The following is an 18,533-nucleotide window of genomic DNA, read 5'->3' on the forward strand; positions in this document are numbered from 1 at the left end:
AAGATGAAGGAGAGAAAAAGAATATGATTAAGAATTTACAAGATCGTGTAGCGTTGCATAACGGCGTGGAAATGCCTGGGTTTGGTTTAGGTGTATTTAAAGTAGAAGAAGGACCTGAACTTGTTAATGCAGTGAAAACAGCGATTAAACAAGGATATCGTAGCATTGATACAGCGTCGATTTATGCAAATGAAAAAGCGGTAGGAGAAGGAATCCGTGAAGGGATAAAAGAGGCAGGCGTCTCAAGAGAAGACTTATTTATTACTTCAAAAGTATGGAATAGAGATCAAGGATATGAAGAAACGTTAGCTGCATATGAAGAAAGTCTAAAAAAACTAGAGCTTGATTATTTAGATTTATACCTTGTTCATTGGCCTGTAGAAGGAAAATATAAAGATACGTGGAGAGCATTAGAAAAGTTATATAAAGAAGGACGCGTACGTGCAATTGGCGTGAGTAACTTCCAAATCCATCATTTGAAAGATGTAATGGAAGGGGCAGAAGTGAAACCGATGATTAACCAAGTAGAATATCATCCGCGTTTAACGCAAAAAGAATTGCGGGACTTCTGTCGTGAACAAGGTATTCAAATGGAGGCTTGGTCACCTCTTATGCAAGGGCAGTTACTAGATAATCCTGCGTTACAAGAGATTGCAGATAAATATGGAAAAACAACTGCGCAAATTATCTTGCGCTGGGATTTACAAAATGAAGTTGTAACGATTCCAAAATCAACAAAAGAGCACCGTATTATTCAAAATGCGGACATATTTAATTTTGAATTAACAAAAGAAGATATGGAACAAATTGATGCGTTAAATCAGAATCATCGCGTTGGTCCAGATCCGGATAACTTTGATTTCTAAAATGAACAGAGGAGAAGGGCACAAAAAATTTGTGCTCTTCTTTTTAATTGCAGAAAACTAAAAATTCAAACAAAACATTTACTCTGTATATGAAATAGGATATCTTAAATTTATAATATGAAATTTTCCTAGGGAGGCACATATGAACAATCATCGTACAAATCATTTCCGCATGTTAATTGTTACTGCACTATTTGCTGCTATTATTGGTATTTTGGCCCAAGTTACAATTCCTCTGCCGCTCGTTCCGATAACAGGACAAACATTAGCGATTGGTCTTACTGCTACAATTTTAGGTTCACGCTATGGCACTTTATCTGTACTGTTATATGTTTTAATTGGTGCAACTGGAATTCCTGTTTATGCTGGGTTTAGTGGCGGTTTATCCGTTTTATTTGGTCCTACAGGCGRCTTCCTATTAGCCTTCATTCCAACTGCTTTTTTAATTGGTTTGTTAACTGAGAAGACAAAGCTTACATTTTGGAATTCGTTAATGGCAAATGTTTTAGGAATGTTTGTGACATTAACGATTGGGACTGTATTCTTAAAGTATGTGGCATCGCTAGGATGGCAAGCTGCTTTCATGGGTGGTTTTGTGCCCTTCCTTATTGTAGGTGTAATAAAAGCTGCATTAGCTGCATGGGTTGGGATTCAGGTAAGAGGAGCGTTAGTGCGTTCGAAATTATTATTGCAAGAAAACTAAATGATGATAGAAACACGCGTAGAATGATCTCTGCGCGTGTTTTTTTATAGCGTCTTAAGAAGGGAAAAGTAATGTATAAAAAGACTTTTTAACTAGATACTATACAGTAGTAAATTTGTTATTTTATAAGGGGTTGTGAACATGAATATTAAACAATCGTATAAGTTATTGGTTGCTTTTTTGAGTGTTTTATTTGTATTTGCGAATTTATTATTCCCACTCCAAAAAGCATTCGCGGAAGTAATGGATCACACAAAGTACGAAATGGATTGGAGTTATAGTAAGTCAAAAAAGAAACCAATCCGAACAGAACTTATCAAAACAGCAGATGGAAAAATCGCCTTTTGCTTGAATGTAGATTTGAAATCACCAAGCGGTCAAGATTTACCCGAAATGGGGAAAGTGGATATTGGTGTATATCGCGTGTTATTAAATGGATATCCGCAAAAGAGTCCACAGGAATTAGGTGTCTCCGATTGGAGAGAGGCGCATTATGCGACACAGCTCGCTGTATGGAATGCGCTGGGACAAGTGGATATTAATGATTTAGATTTTCGTAATAAAAATGTAGAAAAAGTAATGAAAGATATTGTTGCGAAAGCAAAGAGCAGTGAAGAAGTACAAGAAATTACGATGAGTGTTACGCCGTCAGAAAAGCAAGAAGCGGTATTAAAAGATGAGTTCTTCGAAACAGATTTATATACGGTGCAAACAAATGCGAAAAGTGGAACGTACCAAGTGCAAGCAACTGGTGCGCCTGCAGGAGTTAAATTTGTGAATGAAAAGGGCGAAACAAAAACACAGTTTAATGTGGGGGAAAAGTTCCGTATTTTAATTCCGAAAGAGACAGCATCTGGTGAATTTAGCTTTAAAGTATCGGGAACTTTAACAAGATTACAAGGTATCGCGCATAAGGGAACACCGAAAATTCAAGATGCGGTAGTTTTATTAGAGCGCAGTGAAGAGAAAATAAGCCCGGATTTAGCGGTAAGCTGGAAAAAGGCTGAAGTTCCGCAGAAACCGAATAAACCTTATAAACGATAAAAAAGCGCTGGCGTTTGCCAGCGCTTTTTTCTATTATTATTCAGCTTCTGATACAACTGTGAAGCGTTCGTTCGCGTGTTTTGGATTTTCGATTTCATCAAGTGCAGCTACAGCGAAGTCTTCGTAACTTACATAGCTGTCGCCTTTTTCGTTAACAAGAAGGTGATCTTTACCTGCTTTGTAAGAGTCAGTACGTTTTCCTAATGCAAATAGAGCAGAAGGGCTAATGAATGTCCAAGTGATATCGTTTGTTTGTTGTAAGATCTCTAGGTTTTTCCCTTGGTTTTGAGCAGTTGCAAGATATTCTTTAGGGAAACCTGGTGTATCAAATACACGTGTTGTTTTTGCATCATCTACAAATAAACTTCCAGCGCCTCCGACAACAAGTAACTTCGTATTAGGTGCACCTTTCATTGCCTCAATTAATACGTTCCCTGCATCTACGTGAAGATGTTCACTTCCAGCAGGAGCGCCAAACGCATTCACGATTATGTCAAATGCTTGTATGTCATTAGCAGTAAGATCGAAAACATCTTTTTCTAAAACTTTTACATTATTCTCTGTGATTTTTGCAGCGTTTCTTACGATTGCAGTAACTTCATGACCGCGATCAAGTGCTTCTTTCATAATACGACTTCCAGCTTTTCCGTTTGCTCCGATAATTCCGATTTTCATAATATATACCTCCAAATGTTTAATAGAATAAATGCCTAAAATGTATGTGCAAAAATGAATCGAAGTAGTTAAGCAAGTTTGATACCACTAGTTGTAACTAGTATAGTTACAGAGTTAGTTTTTGTCAATCGCTTTGTTTATGAGAAATATTTCTTCAAGTAGTATGTGCGTTTCTAAAAATAAGAAGTCATATTTCTTAACAAGTAACACGATTGTGTTATAAAACCTAACATTTGGAAGTGATAATCTGTCGAAAAATGTTGATTTTTGAATATTTTTTAAATATAATTCAATTTATGAGAAGAAAAGGGAGGGACTAATCGTATGAATATTTTAGAACAGTTCGTTTCATCAACGAATACGATTCTTTGGTCATATATTCTTATCGCAATGTTAATAGGCTTAGGGCTTTATTTTTCTATTAAATTGAAATTCGTACAAATTACCCATCTAGGCGAAATGGTACGATTAATGAGTGATGGATTAACTGGAAAGACACGTAAAAAGGGCAGCGTATCTTCTTTCCAAGCTTTCTGTATGAGTTCAGCAGCCCGCATTGGGATCGGGAACTTGGCTGGTGTGGCACTAGCTATTTCTATGGGAGGACCCGGCGCAGTCTTTTGGATGTGGGTAATTGCAATTATCGGGGCATCCTCAAGCTTTGTAGAAAGTACACTTGCACAGATTTATAAAGTAAAAGATGGCAGCGGTTTCCGTGGTGGTCCTGCTTATTATATGGAAAAAGGTTTAAATAAACGTTGGATGGGAATTTGGTTTTCTATTCTGATTACAATTAGTTACGGTTTAATTTTCAACTCAGTACAGGCAAATACAGTTACGCTAGCATTTAAAAATGCATTCGGTTTAGAGCGTTATGTTGTAGGAATCGCATTAGCTGCATTAGTCGCAGTTATTATTTTTGGCGGCGTTAAAAGTATTGCACGTATGTCAGAAATGATTGTTCCRCCAATGGCAATTATTTATATWGCAGTAGCTGTTTTCGTTGTTATTAAAAACTTCTATTTACTACCAGATGTTTTCACAGAAATCTTTAAAGGTGCATTCGGTTTAGATTCAGCTGTAGGTGGCGGTATCGGGGCTGCGATGAAGTATGGTATTCAGCGTGGATTATTTGCGAACGAAGCAGGTATGGGTAGTGCGCCGAATGCGGCTGCGACAGCAGATGTAACGCATCCAGCTAAACAAGGATTTATTCAAACAATTGGAGTTTTAGTAGATACATTTTTAGTATGTACATCAACAGCGTTTATCGTACTATGCTCTGGAGCATATAAGGCAACGAATTTAGAAGGAATTGAATTAACACAAAAGGCGCTAAGCTCACAAATTGGTCCATGGGCAAGTAGCTTCTTAGCGATTATTATTTTCCTATTTGCGTTCAGTTCACTTCTAGGAAACTATTATTATGGTGAAACAAATATCGAATTCATTAAGAAAAGTAAAACATGGTTAATGATTTACCGTGCTGCAGTAGTTGGAATGGTGTTATTCGGTTCTGTTGCGACGCTTCAAGTCGTATGGAATATGGCAGACTTATTTATGGGTCTAATGGTAATCACAAACTTAATTGCGATTACACTTCTTGGCCGATTTGCATATGCTGCGTTGACAGACTATGTAAAGCAAAAGAAACAAGGGAAAGATCCAGTCTTCCATGCAAGCTCTATTCCAGGTTTGGAAAACACAGAATGCTGGGAAGATTCTATGGTAACAAAAGAAAAAGAAGAAAAAGCTGTATAATAAGGAAAGGGCATCAGAGAGAATCTGATGCCTTTTTTTGGGTTTGCAGGAAAAACCGAACATTAATAGAGTTTTTATGTTTATTATATTTTTTTAGAAATATAAAGATGTGAGTTGGAATTTATGTTAGAATGTATAAGGTCTTTCCAGGTAAGAGGTAAGACGGGTTTTGAGGTATAGCATATATATTTTTATATGTTAGGTGAAAGTTCGGATTATTTATTTTTTATATGGTCAGACGTTCAACGTTAAATAATTTTCTAGAGCGTTGAATAAGGTTTAAATGGAGGATTTTATATATGAAATTTGTTATGTTTCTTGTAGGATTACTCGTTGTATTTATACTCGGGTTTCTTATAAGTGCGGATCGAAAGAAGATTAAGTATAAACCAATTGTGGTTATGCTTGTTATTCAGTTAGCATTATCGTACTTCCTATTAAATACACAGATTGGTTATATTTTAGTAAAAGGAATTTCTGATGGATTTGGAGCATTACTTACATATGCGGAATCTGGAATCGTTTTCGTATTTGGTGGTCTTGTTAATAAAGGGGAAATTTCCTTCTTCTTAACAGCATTATTACCAATCGTGTTCTTTGCCGTATTAATTGGGATCCTGCAACACTTTAAAATTTTACCGATATTTATTCGTTCAATTGGTACCCTGTTAAGTAAAGTAAATGGTTTAGGAAAGTTAGAATCATATAATGCAGTAGCGGCAGCAATCGTCGGGCAGGCTGAAGTATTTATTACGGTAAAAGATCAATTAAGCAAAATACCGAAGCATCGTTTATATACACTTTGTGCTTCTTCTATGTCGACAGTATCTATGTCGATTGTTGGATCATATATGAAAATGATTGATCCAAAATATGTAGTAACAGCACTTGTATTAAATTTATTTAGTGGTTTTATCATTATTCATATTATTAATCCATATGACGTTACTGAAGAAGAAGATACACTTAAGTTAGAAAATAAACAAAAGCAATCGTTCTTCGAAATGCTGGGCGAATATATTATGCTTGGTTTTACAATTGCAGTAACAGTAGCAGCGATGTTACTTGGTTTCGTAGCGTTAATTACAGCAATTAACAGCTTATTTGATTCTGTATTCGGTATTACCTTCCAGGCTATCTTAGGATACATTTTCTCACCACTAGCATTTGTAATGGGTATCCCGCAAGCAGAGATGGTAACGGCGGGACAAATTATGGCGACGAAATTAGTATCAAACGAATTTGTTGCGATGCTTGATCTTGGAAAAGTAGGAGGAGAATTATCAGCTCGTACAGTTGGTATTCTATCTGTATTCCTTGTATCATTTGCGAACTTCTCATCTATTGGAATTATCGCAGGTGCAACGAAAGGGATTGATGAAAATCAATCGAACGTTGTTTCCTCATTCGGATTAAGACTTGTATATGGTGCAACGTTAGTAAGTATTTTATCAGCAATTATTGTTGGGGTTATGTTATAAAAATCAAAAGCAGTGAGCGAGGGCTCACTGCTTTTTTATTTCGTAGATATAAATTCTAGTGAGATTTGTAAGGGGAAAATTAACATATCATTTATTGAAAAAATTATGTTGCATTTTATCTAGATAACGCTTACAATTTGTTTGTGGGTGGTATCAGTTTCATACTTTAAATCAAGTAGGGAAGAAGAGCCCACTAATTGTAAATTATAATTTATGTAAACGCTTACCGGTTTTAGGATACATTGTAAAGTAAATAGTATTTAGGGGTTCTATTTTTTAAAAAATCAATGGTCAGACGTCATTCGTTGGACGACCRATAACTCATGGAAAGTGGAGGATTCACATATGAAACTAGTTATGTTTCTAGTCGGTTTACTTGCTGTATTTGTACTAGGTTTCCTTGTAAGTTCAGATCGGAAGAAAATTAAATATAAACCAATTGCAATCATGCTTGTTCTTCAATTAGCATTGGCATACTTCTTATTAAATACAAAGATTGGGTATGTGTTAGTAAAAGGGATTTCAGATGGTTTTGGTGCTATTCTAAAATACGCAGAAGTAGGGGTTAACTTCGTATTTGGTGGACTAGCGAATGATGGACAAGCACCTTTCTTCTTAACAGTATTATTACCAATTATTTTCTTAGCAGTATTAATTGGGATTTTGCAACACATTAAAATTTTACCAATTATTATTAAAGCAGTCGGTTTCGTATTAAGTAAAATAAATGGTCTAGGAAAACTTGAATCATATAATGCAGTGGCAGCGGCAATCGTTGGTCAAGGTGAAGTATTTATYACAGTAAAAGATCAATTAAGYAAATTACCRAAAAATCGTTTATAYACACTTTGTGCATCWTCAATGTCAACRGTWTCGATGTCAATYGTYGGTTCTTATATGAAAATGATCGATCCAAAATATGTAGTAACAGCACTTGTATTAAACTTATTCAGTGGATTCATTATCGTTCATATTATTAATCCTTATGATATTAGTGAAGAAGAAGATATCTTAGAATTAGAAGAAGATAAGAAGCAAACGTTCTTCGAAATGTTAGGCGAATACATTATGCTTGGATTCTCTATTGCAGTTACAGTAGCAGCAATGTTAATCGGATTCATTGCATTGATGGCAGCAATTAACGGTTTGTTCGATTCTATTTTTGGTATTACGTTCCAAGGTATTTTAGGTTATATCTTCTCGCCATTAGCATTTATTATGGGTATTCCAACATCAGAGATGCTACAAGCAGGACAAATTATGGCAACAAAGTTAGTAACAAACGAATTTGTTGCGATGCTTGATTTAGGAAAAGTAGCTGGTGACTTATCAGCTCGTACAGTAGGTATTTTATCAATCTTCCTTGTATCATTTGCAAACTTCTCATCTATCGGGATTATCGCAGGTGCAACGAAGAGTATCGATGGAAAACAAGCAAACGTTGTATCCTCTTTCGGATTAAAGCTTGTGTATGGTGCAACGTTAGTAAGTATATTATCAGCGGTTATCGTTGGGGTTATGCTATAAAAATAAGGAAAGCAATGGGCGCGTGAKCTCATTGCTTTTTTTATTTAACTTACTTTGTTTAACTTACGTTTAAAAGCAGGCCTTTTTAAATATGTGCCAAGACGCCATACGTATTCAACTGGCCCTATGCGATACCTTTTTAACCAACAGGTGCTAGCATATAATTGGATGACGTAAATTACAATTGTTAAGACAATGCCAAAGAAGTAGCCGATTTTCCCATATAAACCAAGTCCATACGCATAAAAAATGGTGGTAGCAATGATGGATTGCGCTAAATAGTTACTAACTGACATTTTTCCTATGTTAGCCATATATTCTAATAAGCGTGATGCTTTTTTGTAATGAAATAATAAAATGATAGAGCTTCCGTAAAAAAGGGCCATACTTATCGGTGTAACACTGTCTTTTAACATAATGAGAAGAGGTTGTTTTGTTAATAACTCTAAGATTTTTACAGCGAAAGAGAAAATACCACTCATGAGCCATAGCTTTTTGAGAGGGGAGACATGTTTATCAATTTCGAAAAGCCACCMTTTTTTACCGACATACATCCCTAATAAGAACAGTGGAGTCATGAAAATCAGTGCAAAAAGCGATATGAAAAATGTTCCGAAAAAACCAGTAATCCCAATATATTTAAAAGGATCTTCATTAAGGCGGAAGCTTACATGTTCTATATAACTACCAGTTTCATGAACCTGTTGTTCTTTTGCGATATAAGGCGCAAAGTCATCGGACATATTGGTGCTTGGTTCAAAGGGATAAGACATCAGCATAGTTAGTACTAGTATGATGGATGCCCAAATGATCAATGTTTTGGGCTTTCGATTGATAAACATCATTAATAAGATTCCTATAATTCCATAACCGAATAAAATATCTCCGTCCCAAATAAAAGCTCCATGAATATATCCAATAATTAACAAAATGATGATACGTCTTATATAAGTGGGAAAGAAACGCTTTTCTTTTGCTATAATGCTCTTTTGTAGCAAAATAATACTAATCCCAAATAGAAAAGAAAATAGGGAAATGAAATTGTGGGTGCCAAAAAACTGAATAAGCCAATTTGCCCCCGCATCAATGTTTTCGAATACATAAGTAGGCTGTTCACCGCTAAACATTCCAAATTGAATTAATGTCATGTTAACAAGTAAAATACCGAATAAAGCAAAACCGCGAACGGCATCGATTGCTTCTACACGTTGTTTCATAGAGATGTTCTCCTTCCCGTTTGTACTCTATATTGAAAATAATACCATTTATAATAGTAGTCCTATATAGAATGAGCGAAGATTTAAGCTGATTTTAATCCGATGTTAAGGTGAAAAGTGATTTAAAGGAGAAAAAAATCACCTTAACGAATTCATTAAGGTGATAAGGATATTACTCAGCAGGAGGAGTAAACGTACGTTTTTCCAATTCCGCATCTAACATAAATAGAGCGTTAGAGTCGCTTGTAATACGTTTTAGTTTTTKGATGATGCTGTCGAAAGAAGCTTCTTCTTCAACCTGTTCGTCAACGAACCATTTTAAGAATGTAATTGTCGCGTGCTCACGCTCATCCCAAGCGATATCGGATAAGTTGTAAATACGCTTTGTTACTTCACGCTCATGCTCAAGTGCGATCTCAAATGCGCTTAAAACAGATTCATATTCATTGTTAGGGTTTTCGAATCCAGTAATAATGGCGCGCTCTCCGCGGTCGTTAATGTAATTGTAAAGTTTCATTGCGTGGAAACGCTCTTCTTCTGCTTGTACAAGGAAAAAGTTTGCAAATCCATCATAGCTTTCTGCTGTGCAGTAAGCAGCCATTGCCATGTAAACATGGGCAGAGTAAAATTCAAAATTCATTTGGTCGTTAAGCGCATCGTGTAATTTAGTAGATAACATAAATTCTCTCCTTTGTATGTTGTCGGAACCATTATATCATAATTGATAAATATTCTCATTTATTTTCGAAACGATTAGAAAGCTTCTCGACATGTGCCTCCATAATATCTTGTAAGTCTAAATCATATTTTTGAGAAAGGATAATGAGGTTTGCAAGTACATCTCCAAGTTCTTCTTTTAATTCAATTTTCAATTCTTCCACTTGTTTTACTTGTTCATCTGGGCGATCGCGTCCAATTTCAATGGCGCGTACAACTCGTGAAACTTCTCCTACTTCTTCTGTTAAGAAATTCAAGCGAATAAAAGAGTTATATTGTGACCAGCTTCGTTTTTCGTAAAATTCCTCAACCCATCTCTGAAATTCGGCAATATTCAATTCTTTCTCATCCCTTCAATATGTTGTACAATATTCATTGTATCATAACAATATATAGTTTCGGGGTGTAGGTATGAGAAAGATTTGTGTGTTTGCAGGTTCTAATTTAGGAGAAAGACCTGAATTTAAAGAGCAAGCAATTAAGCTTGGAGAAGTGCTTGTCCAAAATAATTGTGAACTAGTATACGGCGGTTCATGTGTTGGTTTAATGGGGGAAATAGCCAATGAAGTGTTGCGCTTAGGCGGACGTGTCACTGGTGTTATGCCTCGCGGTTTATTTCGCGGAGAGATTGTTCATAAAGGATTAACAGAACTAATTGAAGTAGAAACAATGCATGAGCGCAAAGCAAAAATGGGAGAGCTTGCGGATGCATTTATTGCGTTACCAGGTGGCTACGGAACATTTGAAGAGTTATTTGAGGTTGTATGTTGGTCACAAATTGGGATTCATGACAAGCCAGTTGGATTATTAAATAGTAAAGATTTTTATAGTCCAATTTTGCAAATGATCGATCGCGCAGCAGAAGAAGGGTTTATGAATCCATCGAATAAAGAGTTAATTGTTTCGGCGGATAATGCAGAAGAATTATTGCTCCACATGAAAAACTATAAGAGACCTGTTATGGGGAATAAGTGGAAGCAGTTATCATAATAAGATGAATAAAAAGAGGCATTCCGTTCATTTCGGAATGCCTCTAGATTTGTTTTTCAAAGCTTTTTTATATAAATACCAGCCGCTCCAACCACCAACGATTGCAATGCAGATGAAGAAAGGATAGCTTCTGGTGTCCACGGTCAGATTGAAAATATTTGCTATACCTAAAGCAATTCCAGCAGTTAATAAGGCGGAAAATGCTCGAATCAAATAGTCTTTCAACTGAACCACTCCCGTCATTTGATGGTAATACTAGAATGTTCTATATACCATGAATAAAAGAGTTACTTAAATAAAAATATCAGACTTTTCTATATTTTAACATAAAACTACTTAAAATATATAGATATAATAATAAAACCCCCTCAAGTTAAATTGAGAGGGTTTTATTGAGTGTCTAGCTCCAGCCGCTTCCGCTTTTAATATTATTATTGATTCAAGAACGCACGTAGCATCCAAGCGTGTTTTTCTAGTTCTGTGTAGATGCCAAGTAGTAAGTCAGATGTCGTTTCGTCGTCAGCATCCTGCGCGATTTCCATACCTTTTTTCAGTTCGCCTAGCATCATTTGGTAGTCTTTCATAATTGCTTCGACCATCCCTTCTGCAGTCTCTCCGTAAGCTGCTTCTTGAATAGAAGATCGTTCTAAGTATTCTTTCATTGTTGCTACTGGTTTGCCACCAATTGCTAAAATGCGTTCTGCAATTTCATCGATGTGTCCAGCTGCTTCTGTGTAAAATTGTTCGAATTTCTCATGTAGTGTAAAGAAATGAGGTCCTTTTACATACCAATGGAAGTTGTGTAGTTTTGTAAATAATACGTTCCAGTCTGCTACCTGTTTGTTTAATACTTCGATTACTTGTGTGTTCATATGATCAATCTCCTTTTGAGTTATTATATTATATCTGTTACTAATTTATAATTATTATAATCTAGTAATTGGTATAAATCAAGCTTTTCACAAACATTAATTTTGAACATTTTTTGAACTAGATGTAATGTTGTATTGCAATATGTGTTTATTTTTCCTATATGGTGGCATACATATAGAAAAAGGGAATATAGAAAGGAGAACGGAGGGCAATGGAACTCCAGTTTCAAAACGTATATCAGCAAGCTGGGAATTGGTACGTGCTGGATTCAGAATTTCCTTGGGATATTCAGCAAGTGAAAGACGATGTATTTTCACTTATTGAGAAACGCGAAATTCCAGTTATTTTTTGCGATACGTGTGATACAAATAATGTGCTTGTAAACTTAGGAGAAGAGGAAGAAGAGTTTTTATTTCCTTTAAGCGGTTTTTATCATAAAGAAAGACAATTGATTTTTGTTTGCATGTGGGGACAGTATGAACAAGTGCTCAAAACTTTACTACATGAATTCAGGCATTCAATGCAACATGAGAAAAATGTATTATACATTGGAAAAGAAGCGTATGAAGCACGGTGGATTGAAAAGGATGCCCGAGCATTTGCAGAACGTAAAATGAATGAATATATAAGAAGAAACTTAAACTAAGGCATAGTGGGAGAAACTTACTATGCTTTTGTTTATTGCTTACTATAATAAAGTAATTGACATTTTTAAAGTTTAGTTCTAAACTAAAGACATCAAGTAAGCGAGGTGATGGAATGAAAACAGAAGAAAGATTAGGATTATTGTTATGGTTTCGTTTATCACGCTTTTATAACAGAAGCATTCGTGAGACAAATCAACATTTGAAAGAATGGAGTTTATCTGCTGCCCAGTTTGATGTTCTAGCCCAAATTGGTGGGCACGATCGATTAACACAGCAAGAACTCGGGCGAAAGCTATTTGTTACAAAAGGGAACATCACGCAGCTTTTAAATAAAATGGAGCAGCTTGATTGGATTAAGCGAGAACAGGAAGGTAYTACGAAATACCTTTCGCTAACTGAAAAGGGCAGAGTTTTGTATGAAGAGGTTGTTCCACCGCAAGAGACGTTTCAAGCAGAACAATTTGATAAGTTAAATCGTAATGAACAAAAACAACTACTAGAATTACTTCGAAAGTTACAATAAAAAATTTTAAATAAATATCTCGAATTCGAGATAATATGAGGTGAAGGATATGTTTAAAAAAGTTGATCATAAAAATATGGGAAGAGCAAATCACGGTTGGTTAAATACACATTTTCATTTTTCATTCGCAGATTATTATAATCCAGATAATATGAKATTTGGGGCGCTTCGCGTTATTAATGATGATTTAGTAGCAGCGCAAACAGGATTTGATATGCATCCGCACCGTGATATGGAGATTATTTCTTATGTTGTAGATGGTGCATTAACACACCAAGATAGCATGGGGAACCGCGGTACAATTGAGCGTGGACATGTACAATATATGAGCGCTGGTACAGGTGTTTTTCATAGTGAACATAATTTAGGGAATGAGACATTACGCCTATTACAAATTTGGATTTTACCAGACCGCGCAGGGCACACACCAAACTACGGTGAGTTCAAGTTTGATTGGAATAAACGTGAAAACAATTGGTTCCATATGGTATCTCCAATTGATGGTGGTGCACCAATTGAAATTCATCAAGACGCAAATTTATATTCACTATCTTTAGAAGCAGGAAAAGAAATCACTTTCCCTGTTATCGAAGATCGTCAAGTTTATCTTGTGCAAATTGAAGGAAGCGGTGTTGTAAATGGTGAGACACTTGTAATGCGCGATGCAGCAGAAGTAGTTGAAGAAGATATTCGTATTCAAGCAAAAGAGCACTCACATTATTTAGCGATTGAGATGAAAAAGCAATAAGGAATGAAGGAAAAGGGAGTGTCTAACAAGGCGCTCCCTTTTTGGATGAAATTGTAAGAGAAAAGTTTCTCAATATTTTTTGGTAGGAGATATTTTCCTTTTCTCGAAATGTATTAAGAGTGTCAAAAATTTTTGGGGAATGGGGAGTGTTAGATTGAAAAAGCAAGTCGTTTCATCAGCATTAGCTTTATCCGTTATCGTTGGAGGTTTTGGGGCATTCGGAGCAACAAAAACACAAGCGGCAGAGCAACAAATTCAGTATCACCAAGAATTTAAAACACCGGCTTACATAGGTGAGGAATGGAAAGCACCGCAAGGATTAGATAAAAAAGAAACAGTATTTCAGTATTTAGAGAGTAAGAAGGATATGTTTAAATTAGCAGGAAATATTGACAAACATTTTAATATTGTAGGGGAAGAAAAGGACGCTGAATCGGGTACAACACATGTGAAGTTAGTTGAGAAACATAATAATGTTCCTGTATATGGATCAGATCAAACAGTTACGATTGATAAAGACAATAACGTAAAGGCGTTCTTCGGGCAAGTTATCCCGAATTTAGAAGATAAAAATATTCCAGCTGCAGCTAGCATTACTGATGAGAAGGCGGTAGAAGTTGCAAAGGCTGATATYGAGAAAGAAATTGGCAAAGTAGATAAATATGATGGTGTGAAAAAAGATTTATATGTGTATGAAAAAGATGGACAATACTATCTTGCATACCTTGTTAAAGCGTCTATTTCAAAACCAGCACCAGGATACTGGCATTACTTTGTTGATGCAACAAATGGAAATATCATTGAGAAATATAATGCAATCGATCATATTACTGGTTTTGGCTATGGCGTTCTAGGAAACAAGCAATCATTTGAAATTGCTCAAGATGAAAAAACAGGAGCATTTAACTTGTTTGATGGAAAACGTGGAAATGGTGTTCACACGTTTGATGCACAAAATATGGATGAGAACTGGTTTAATCTCTTCTCACAATGGCTTGGATATACAGGTGAAGAGGTAGAAAGTAAGTCGAAATTCTTCGAGGACAAAGCTGCTGTCGATGCACACGTAAATGCAGGAAAAGTATATGATTATTATAAAAAGACATTTAACCGTAATTCTTTCGATAATAAAGGTGCGAGGCTGATTTCTACTGTTCACGTAGGTGAAGGTTGGAATAACGCAGCTTGGAACGGTGTACAAATGATGTATGGAGATGGGGATGGAACAACATTCATTCCATTATCTGCAGGTCTAGATGTTATTGGACATGAATTAACGCATGCTGTAACAGAGCATACAGCAAATCTTGTATATAAAGATGAGTCTGGTGCATTGAACGAATCGCTATCGGATATTTTCGGTGCGATGGTAGACCGTGATGATTGGGAGCTTGGGGAAGATATTTATACACCGGGTAAACCAGGAGATGCGCTACGCTCCTTAAGTAACCCTGCTTCTATTAAAAACCCATTAAAACCAACTGAAGGTTATCCAGATCATTACGACAAACGTTATAAAGGAACAGCTGATAATGGCGGCGTGCATATTAACAGTAGTATCAATAACAAAGCAGCATATTTAGTGTCTGAAGGTGGCACGCATTATGGTGTGAAAGTAACTGGCGTAGGCCGTGAAGCAACAGAAAAAATTTACTACCGTGCGCTTTCAAAATATTTAACTGCAAACTCTAACTTTAAAATGATGCGCCAAGCGGCACTTCAAGCTGCGACAGACTTATATGGTCAAAACTCTAAAGAAGTACAAGCTGTAACGAAAGCTTATGACGCAGTTGGTGTGAAATAAGATGAAAAAAGACCTGACTTGGTTGTCAGGTCTTTCTTTGTCAGTTAATCACGAATGCCTAGCGCGATTTTTGCCATACGTGACATACGCTCTTTGGACCAAGGTGGATTCCAAACGACATTGACCTCGATTTCATTTACTTCARGTACATTTGTTGATAATACTTTTTTGACATCGGATACGATCTGTCCAGCCATTGGACAACCGATAGAAGTCATTGTCATTGTAATAACAGCATTATTATTTTCATCTGCTGTTACGTCATATACTAATCCAAGATTGATAATATCAACGCCTAATTCAGGATCGATAACAGCCTCTAAATTGGCATATAATTTCTCTTCGAATTCTTGCGACATGCACAACACCCCTAATATTAATGATATCCATTCTCATTATAAAGGAAATAAGATAAAGATGCAGTGAAATAGCTCACAGTGTTTTTTTTGAATCTTCCCTATACTGATTATAAGTATGTAGGGAGGAGCGAGATTGAAAATGAATTATGATGAAAATCCTTTTATTGTGATATGGGAAGTTACACGAGCTTGTGAATTAAAATGTTTGCATTGCCGAGCTGAAGCGCAGTATAGGAGAGACCCAAGAGAATTGACTTTTCTTGAAGGGAAGAGATTAATTGATGAAATATATGAAATGGATAAGCCAATGCTAGTTTTTTCTGGTGGGGATCCGCTTATGAGAGCGGATATTTATGAGCTAGCAGATTATGCAGTGCGAAAAGGATTACGAGTTTCGATGACGCCTAGTGCGACTCCAAATGTGACCAAAGAGGCGATTCAAAAAGCAAAAGAGGTTGGACTTGCACGCTGGGCTTTTAGTGTGGATGGTGCTACAGCTGAGACACATGATCGTTTTCGCGGCGTGGCGGGGTCTTTTCAGCTTACGATGGATGCGATTCAATACTTAAATGAGTTACAGATTCCTGTTCAAATTAATACAACCATTTCTAAGTATAATATTCATGAAGTAGAGGAGATGGCAGCGCTTGTTGAACAATTGGGTGGTGTGCTATGGAGCGTATTTTTTCTTGTTCCAACTGGAAGAGGAAATATAGATGATATGATTTCGCCAGTGGAACATGAACTTGTATTTCGAAAGTTATATGAAATAGGTAAAACCGCATCGTTTGATGTAAAAACAACAGCGGCTCAGCATTACCGAAGAGTTGTTATGCAGCAAAAAAATAAGGGAGGAACAAGTAAGCAAAGAATGTGTTATGAAGATGCACTCCAAAATGTTTTAACCGGAAAAATTGATGGTTTAGGACGAGCACCGAAGGGAGTCAATGACGGTAACGGTTTTGTTTTCATTTCGCATATTGGTGATGTATATCTAAGTGGATTATTACCTATTGGAGCTGGGAATGTGAGAGAAACACGTTTACGAGACATTTACCGTCACTCACCAATTTTTCAAGCGTTACGTAATCCAGATGGCTATAAAGGAAAATGCGGGAAGTGTGAATACCGCTATATATGTGGTGGTTCTCGTTCTAGGGCATATGCGATAACCGGTGATTATTTAGAGAGCGAACCATATTGTGTATATGTACCGAAAGTTTTAAGAAGCTAGCTAATAAAAAATGTGAGATTCCTATTGTCTTTTTAGGATACATCATGTATACTTCTAATTAGTTGATAACGATTATCAATATCAACTAAAACATTGCTCTTCGTTATGTTGGTCATACCCCTTTTGACTGCGTAAGTCAGAGACAAAATGTTGAAATACCTTGTGTCCTATTCTACAGAATTATGGTAATCTCCAACCTCAACTTATATGCGTTAAGCATGCAAAAGGATCCTATCCGTGAAGGGATCCTTTTTTGCATGCTGTTGTCGCAATTAAYGTGTAWAGWCCTGGKATACGYTCTTCAATTTCTTTTGGAGCAGAAGAAGGAAAGACCCAGCGTTGGTGTGGGCCATGTTCTTCAATCAGCTTTTCAATGTGTAAGTTTGCCCCCGCAATTTCTGTAATAATTTCTCCTAACGTCCAGCGACGAATCATCGTTTTTTGTAGTAGGTCTTGCTGCGTTTTATCCAGTAGAATGCCATAAGCAACGTTATCTTCAATTACTTCTTCAGAGAAATAATCCCCGTTTGCCTTGAATTTTTGATCATCTGTCGCTAATAACTTTGTATAAAGGGGATGATAGTCACGAAGTATAAAAGTACCACCGTCTTTTAGAAGCTCTGAGATTAATTTAAAAAGCGGTTTGAGATCTAAAAAGTAATGAAGTACACCGAGTTCTAACAAAACAACATCAAATGATTGAGAAGGTGTTATTTCTAGTACATCTGAAACGATGTATTCAATAGACACCTCTGCAGCATTCGCTAGCTCATTTGCATATTTGGCATTGCTTTCAGAAATATCTACAACTGTTACGTCAGCACCTAATAATGCGAATGCCACAGCTTTATTTCCTTTCGAACCAAGTAAATTTATGATGCGTTTTTCCTGTATATTCTCTATGTAAGGTAAGTAATAGGATACTTCATGGGCTGGATCTTGTAATAATTTCTTTGCATATTCCTTGGGGGTACCATGCCGATTGGTCCACGCCTCATAGGCAGCAGCGTTCCAACTTTGCTTATTAATTGTGCTTAATTGTTTTTGATTCAATGAGATCGCTCCTTTCTTTAAACATGTATATATTCGGAAGGAATTATTTATTTCCTGTTTTCTTTTATAAAAAGTTTGATTTTTCTGTATTTTAGTCGTAAAATACGTGTTATATATGAAAAGCATTGAAAAGGAAAAGTAGAATGAAACCATTCTTTCCAGAGAGCTTCGGGAGCTGAGAAGAAGCAAGAATGTTCATTTGAACAATGGCCTTTGAGCTGCGTCCTGAACTTATCAGATGATAATAGTAGGCGGCGACGAGAGTTGGTTCTCGTTATCAAAATCACAGTATAAGAGCGTAATATTGCTCC

At 36.3% G+C, this 18,533-nt stretch carries 20 protein-coding genes and 1 other annotated feature (1 of these 21 only partly in view); of the genes, 12 read left to right on the forward strand and 8 right to left on the reverse strand.

All coding sequences use genetic code 11. From position 1 onward, the window contains the following. Nucleotides 1–23 precede the first annotated feature (23 nt). The 3 genes from AC1DIT_RS01305 to AC1DIT_RS01315 all read left to right on the forward strand — a co-directional run bounded on the left by AC1DIT_RS01305 (nucleotide 24) and on the right by AC1DIT_RS01315 (nucleotide 2,613). Nucleotides 24–866, forward strand: coding sequence for an aldo/keto reductase (locus AC1DIT_RS01305; protein WP_016131095.1), 843 nt, complete (start codon nucleotides 24–26; stop codon nucleotides 864–866). Nucleotides 867–1,008: 142 nt separating this feature from the next. After that, nucleotides 1,009–1,569, forward strand: coding sequence for a biotin transporter BioY (locus AC1DIT_RS01310; RefSeq protein ID WP_476998014.1), 561 nt, complete (start codon nucleotides 1,009–1,011; stop codon nucleotides 1,567–1,569). A gap of 141 nt (nucleotides 1,570–1,710) precedes the next feature. Continuing rightward, nucleotides 1,711–2,613, forward strand: coding sequence for a thioester domain-containing protein (locus tag AC1DIT_RS01315; RefSeq protein WP_016131093.1), 903 nt, complete (start codon nucleotides 1,711–1,713; stop codon nucleotides 2,611–2,613). Between the two features lie 36 nt (nucleotides 2,614–2,649). On the opposite strand, the gene AC1DIT_RS01320 is transcribed toward AC1DIT_RS01315, so the two are convergent. Beyond that, nucleotides 2,650–3,288, reverse strand: coding sequence for an NAD(P)-dependent oxidoreductase (locus AC1DIT_RS01320; protein ID WP_016131092.1), 639 nt, complete (start codon nucleotides 3,286–3,288; stop codon nucleotides 2,650–2,652). Between the two features lie 324 nt (nucleotides 3,289–3,612). Between AC1DIT_RS01320 and AC1DIT_RS01325 the strand changes: the two genes are divergently transcribed. The 3 genes from AC1DIT_RS01325 to AC1DIT_RS01335 all read left to right on the forward strand — a co-directional run bounded on the left by AC1DIT_RS01325 (nucleotide 3,613) and on the right by AC1DIT_RS01335 (nucleotide 8,057). Beyond that, complete coding sequence (locus AC1DIT_RS01325; protein ID WP_003201744.1) at nucleotides 3,613–5,049, forward strand: alanine/glycine:cation symporter family protein; 1,437 nt, start codon at nucleotides 3,613–3,615, stop codon at nucleotides 5,047–5,049. A gap of 299 nt (nucleotides 5,050–5,348) precedes the next feature. After that, nucleotides 5,349–6,530, forward strand: coding sequence for a NupC/NupG family nucleoside CNT transporter (locus tag AC1DIT_RS01330; RefSeq protein ID WP_016112452.1), 1,182 nt, complete (start codon nucleotides 5,349–5,351; stop codon nucleotides 6,528–6,530). A 345-nt stretch (nucleotides 6,531–6,875) separates the two neighbouring features. Then, the gene (locus AC1DIT_RS01335; protein ID WP_016112451.1) at nucleotides 6,876–8,057 is read left to right on the forward strand and encodes a NupC/NupG family nucleoside CNT transporter; all 1,182 of its coding nucleotides are present in this window, start codon (nucleotides 6,876–6,878) and stop codon (nucleotides 8,055–8,057) included. A 44-nt stretch (nucleotides 8,058–8,101) separates the two neighbouring features. Here the strand turns inward: AC1DIT_RS01335 and AC1DIT_RS01340 are convergent, their stop codons facing one another. The 3 genes from AC1DIT_RS01340 to AC1DIT_RS01350 all read right to left on the reverse strand — a co-directional run bounded on the left by AC1DIT_RS01340 (nucleotide 8,102) and on the right by AC1DIT_RS01350 (nucleotide 10,329). Continuing rightward, on the reverse strand, nucleotides 8,102–9,274 hold the full coding sequence (locus AC1DIT_RS01340; protein ID WP_476998016.1) for a DUF418 domain-containing protein: 1,173 nt from the start codon (nucleotides 9,272–9,274) through the stop codon (nucleotides 8,102–8,104). A 172-nt stretch (nucleotides 9,275–9,446) separates the two neighbouring features. Then, nucleotides 9,447–9,953 carry a ferritin gene (locus tag AC1DIT_RS01345; protein ID WP_476998017.1) on the reverse strand — a complete coding sequence of 169 codons (507 nt, stop codon included), beginning with the start codon at nucleotides 9,951–9,953 and terminating at the stop codon, nucleotides 9,447–9,449. A gap of 55 nt (nucleotides 9,954–10,008) precedes the next feature. Continuing rightward, nucleotides 10,009–10,329 (reverse strand): MazG nucleotide pyrophosphohydrolase domain-containing protein, encoded by a 321-nt coding sequence (locus tag AC1DIT_RS01350; protein ID WP_016112448.1) that lies wholly within the window; start codon nucleotides 10,327–10,329, stop codon nucleotides 10,009–10,011. Nucleotides 10,330–10,402: 73 nt separating this feature from the next. Between AC1DIT_RS01350 and AC1DIT_RS01355 the strand changes: the two genes are divergently transcribed. After that, the gene (locus AC1DIT_RS01355; RefSeq protein WP_033670864.1) at nucleotides 10,403–10,981 is read left to right on the forward strand and encodes an LOG family protein; all 579 of its coding nucleotides are present in this window, start codon (nucleotides 10,403–10,405) and stop codon (nucleotides 10,979–10,981) included. Nucleotides 10,982–11,008: 27 nt separating this feature from the next. On the opposite strand, the gene AC1DIT_RS01360 is transcribed toward AC1DIT_RS01355, so the two are convergent. After that, the gene (locus AC1DIT_RS01360) at nucleotides 11,009–11,206 is read right to left on the reverse strand and encodes a hypothetical protein (protein WP_033670863.1); all 198 of its coding nucleotides are present in this window, start codon (nucleotides 11,204–11,206) and stop codon (nucleotides 11,009–11,011) included. Between the two features lie 206 nt (nucleotides 11,207–11,412). Then, nucleotides 11,413–11,853, reverse strand: a complete 441-nt coding sequence (locus AC1DIT_RS01365; RefSeq protein WP_016112446.1) for a Dps family protein — start codon at nucleotides 11,851–11,853, stop codon at nucleotides 11,413–11,415. A gap of 212 nt (nucleotides 11,854–12,065) precedes the next feature. On the opposite strand from AC1DIT_RS01365, the gene AC1DIT_RS01370 reads away from it, so the two are divergent. The 4 genes from AC1DIT_RS01370 to AC1DIT_RS01385 all read left to right on the forward strand — a co-directional run bounded on the left by AC1DIT_RS01370 (nucleotide 12,066) and on the right by AC1DIT_RS01385 (nucleotide 15,576). Continuing rightward, on the forward strand, nucleotides 12,066–12,500 hold the full coding sequence (locus AC1DIT_RS01370) for a DUF3920 family protein (RefSeq protein WP_016131088.1): 435 nt from the start codon (nucleotides 12,066–12,068) through the stop codon (nucleotides 12,498–12,500). Between the two features lie 113 nt (nucleotides 12,501–12,613). Next, nucleotides 12,614–13,024 (forward strand): MarR family winged helix-turn-helix transcriptional regulator, encoded by a 411-nt coding sequence (locus AC1DIT_RS01375; RefSeq protein ID WP_476998018.1) that lies wholly within the window; start codon nucleotides 12,614–12,616, stop codon nucleotides 13,022–13,024. A gap of 49 nt (nucleotides 13,025–13,073) precedes the next feature. Next, nucleotides 13,074–13,772: a pirin family protein gene (locus AC1DIT_RS01380; RefSeq protein ID WP_476998019.1), complete on the forward strand. Its 699-nt coding sequence runs from the start codon at nucleotides 13,074–13,076 to the stop codon at nucleotides 13,770–13,772. A gap of 154 nt (nucleotides 13,773–13,926) precedes the next feature. Further along, nucleotides 13,927–15,576, forward strand: coding sequence for a M4 family metallopeptidase (locus tag AC1DIT_RS01385; RefSeq protein ID WP_016112442.1), 1,650 nt, complete (start codon nucleotides 13,927–13,929; stop codon nucleotides 15,574–15,576). 44 nt (nucleotides 15,577–15,620) lie between these two features. Here AC1DIT_RS01385 and AC1DIT_RS01390 read toward each other — a convergent pair whose 3' ends face one another. Further along, nucleotides 15,621–15,935 carry a metal-sulfur cluster assembly factor gene (locus tag AC1DIT_RS01390; RefSeq protein WP_476998020.1) on the reverse strand — a complete coding sequence of 105 codons (315 nt, stop codon included), beginning with the start codon at nucleotides 15,933–15,935 and terminating at the stop codon, nucleotides 15,621–15,623. 139 nt (nucleotides 15,936–16,074) lie between these two features. On the opposite strand from AC1DIT_RS01390, the gene AC1DIT_RS01395 reads away from it, so the two are divergent. After that, nucleotides 16,075–17,169 carry a TIGR04053 family radical SAM/SPASM domain-containing protein gene (locus AC1DIT_RS01395; RefSeq protein WP_016132389.1) on the forward strand — a complete coding sequence of 365 codons (1,095 nt, stop codon included), beginning with the start codon at nucleotides 16,075–16,077 and terminating at the stop codon, nucleotides 17,167–17,169. A 231-nt stretch (nucleotides 17,170–17,400) separates the two neighbouring features. Here the strand turns inward: AC1DIT_RS01395 and AC1DIT_RS01400 are convergent, their stop codons facing one another. Then, a complete protein-coding gene (locus AC1DIT_RS01400) occupies nucleotides 17,401–18,222 on the reverse strand; it encodes a class I SAM-dependent methyltransferase (RefSeq protein ID WP_016131085.1) in 822 nt (273 codons plus the stop codon). A gap of 116 nt (nucleotides 18,223–18,338) precedes the next feature. Further along, nucleotides 18,339–18,533, forward strand: a binding site (T-box leader) (it continues 79 nt past the right edge of the window).

The sequence above is a fragment of the Bacillus sp. 05T22 genome, from assembly GCF_056396765.1.

Bases quoted from the DNA above. Each gene is read 5' to 3' on its own strand.
- AC1DIT_RS01305 (WP_016131095.1), top strand. From the start codon at position 24: ATGATTAAGAATTTACAAGATCGTGTAGCGTTGCATAACGGCGTGGAA.
- AC1DIT_RS01315 (WP_016131093.1), top strand. From the start codon at position 1,711: ATGAATATTAAACAATCGTATAAGTTATTGGTTGCTTTTTTGAGTGTT.
- AC1DIT_RS01320 (WP_016131092.1), bottom strand. From the start codon at position 3,288: ATGAAAATCGGAATTATCGGAGCAAACGGAAAAGCTGGAAGTCGTATT.
- AC1DIT_RS01330 (WP_016112452.1), top strand. From the start codon at position 5,349: ATGAAATTTGTTATGTTTCTTGTAGGATTACTCGTTGTATTTATACTC.
- AC1DIT_RS01355 (WP_033670864.1), top strand. From the start codon at position 10,403: ATGAGAAAGATTTGTGTGTTTGCAGGTTCTAATTTAGGAGAAAGACCT.
- AC1DIT_RS01365 (WP_016112446.1), bottom strand. From the start codon at position 11,853: ATGAACACACAAGTAATCGAAGTATTAAACAAACAGGTAGCAGACTGG.
- AC1DIT_RS01370 (WP_016131088.1), top strand. From the start codon at position 12,066: ATGGAACTCCAGTTTCAAAACGTATATCAGCAAGCTGGGAATTGGTAC.
- AC1DIT_RS01395 (WP_016132389.1), top strand. From the start codon at position 16,075: ATGAATTATGATGAAAATCCTTTTATTGTGATATGGGAAGTTACACGA.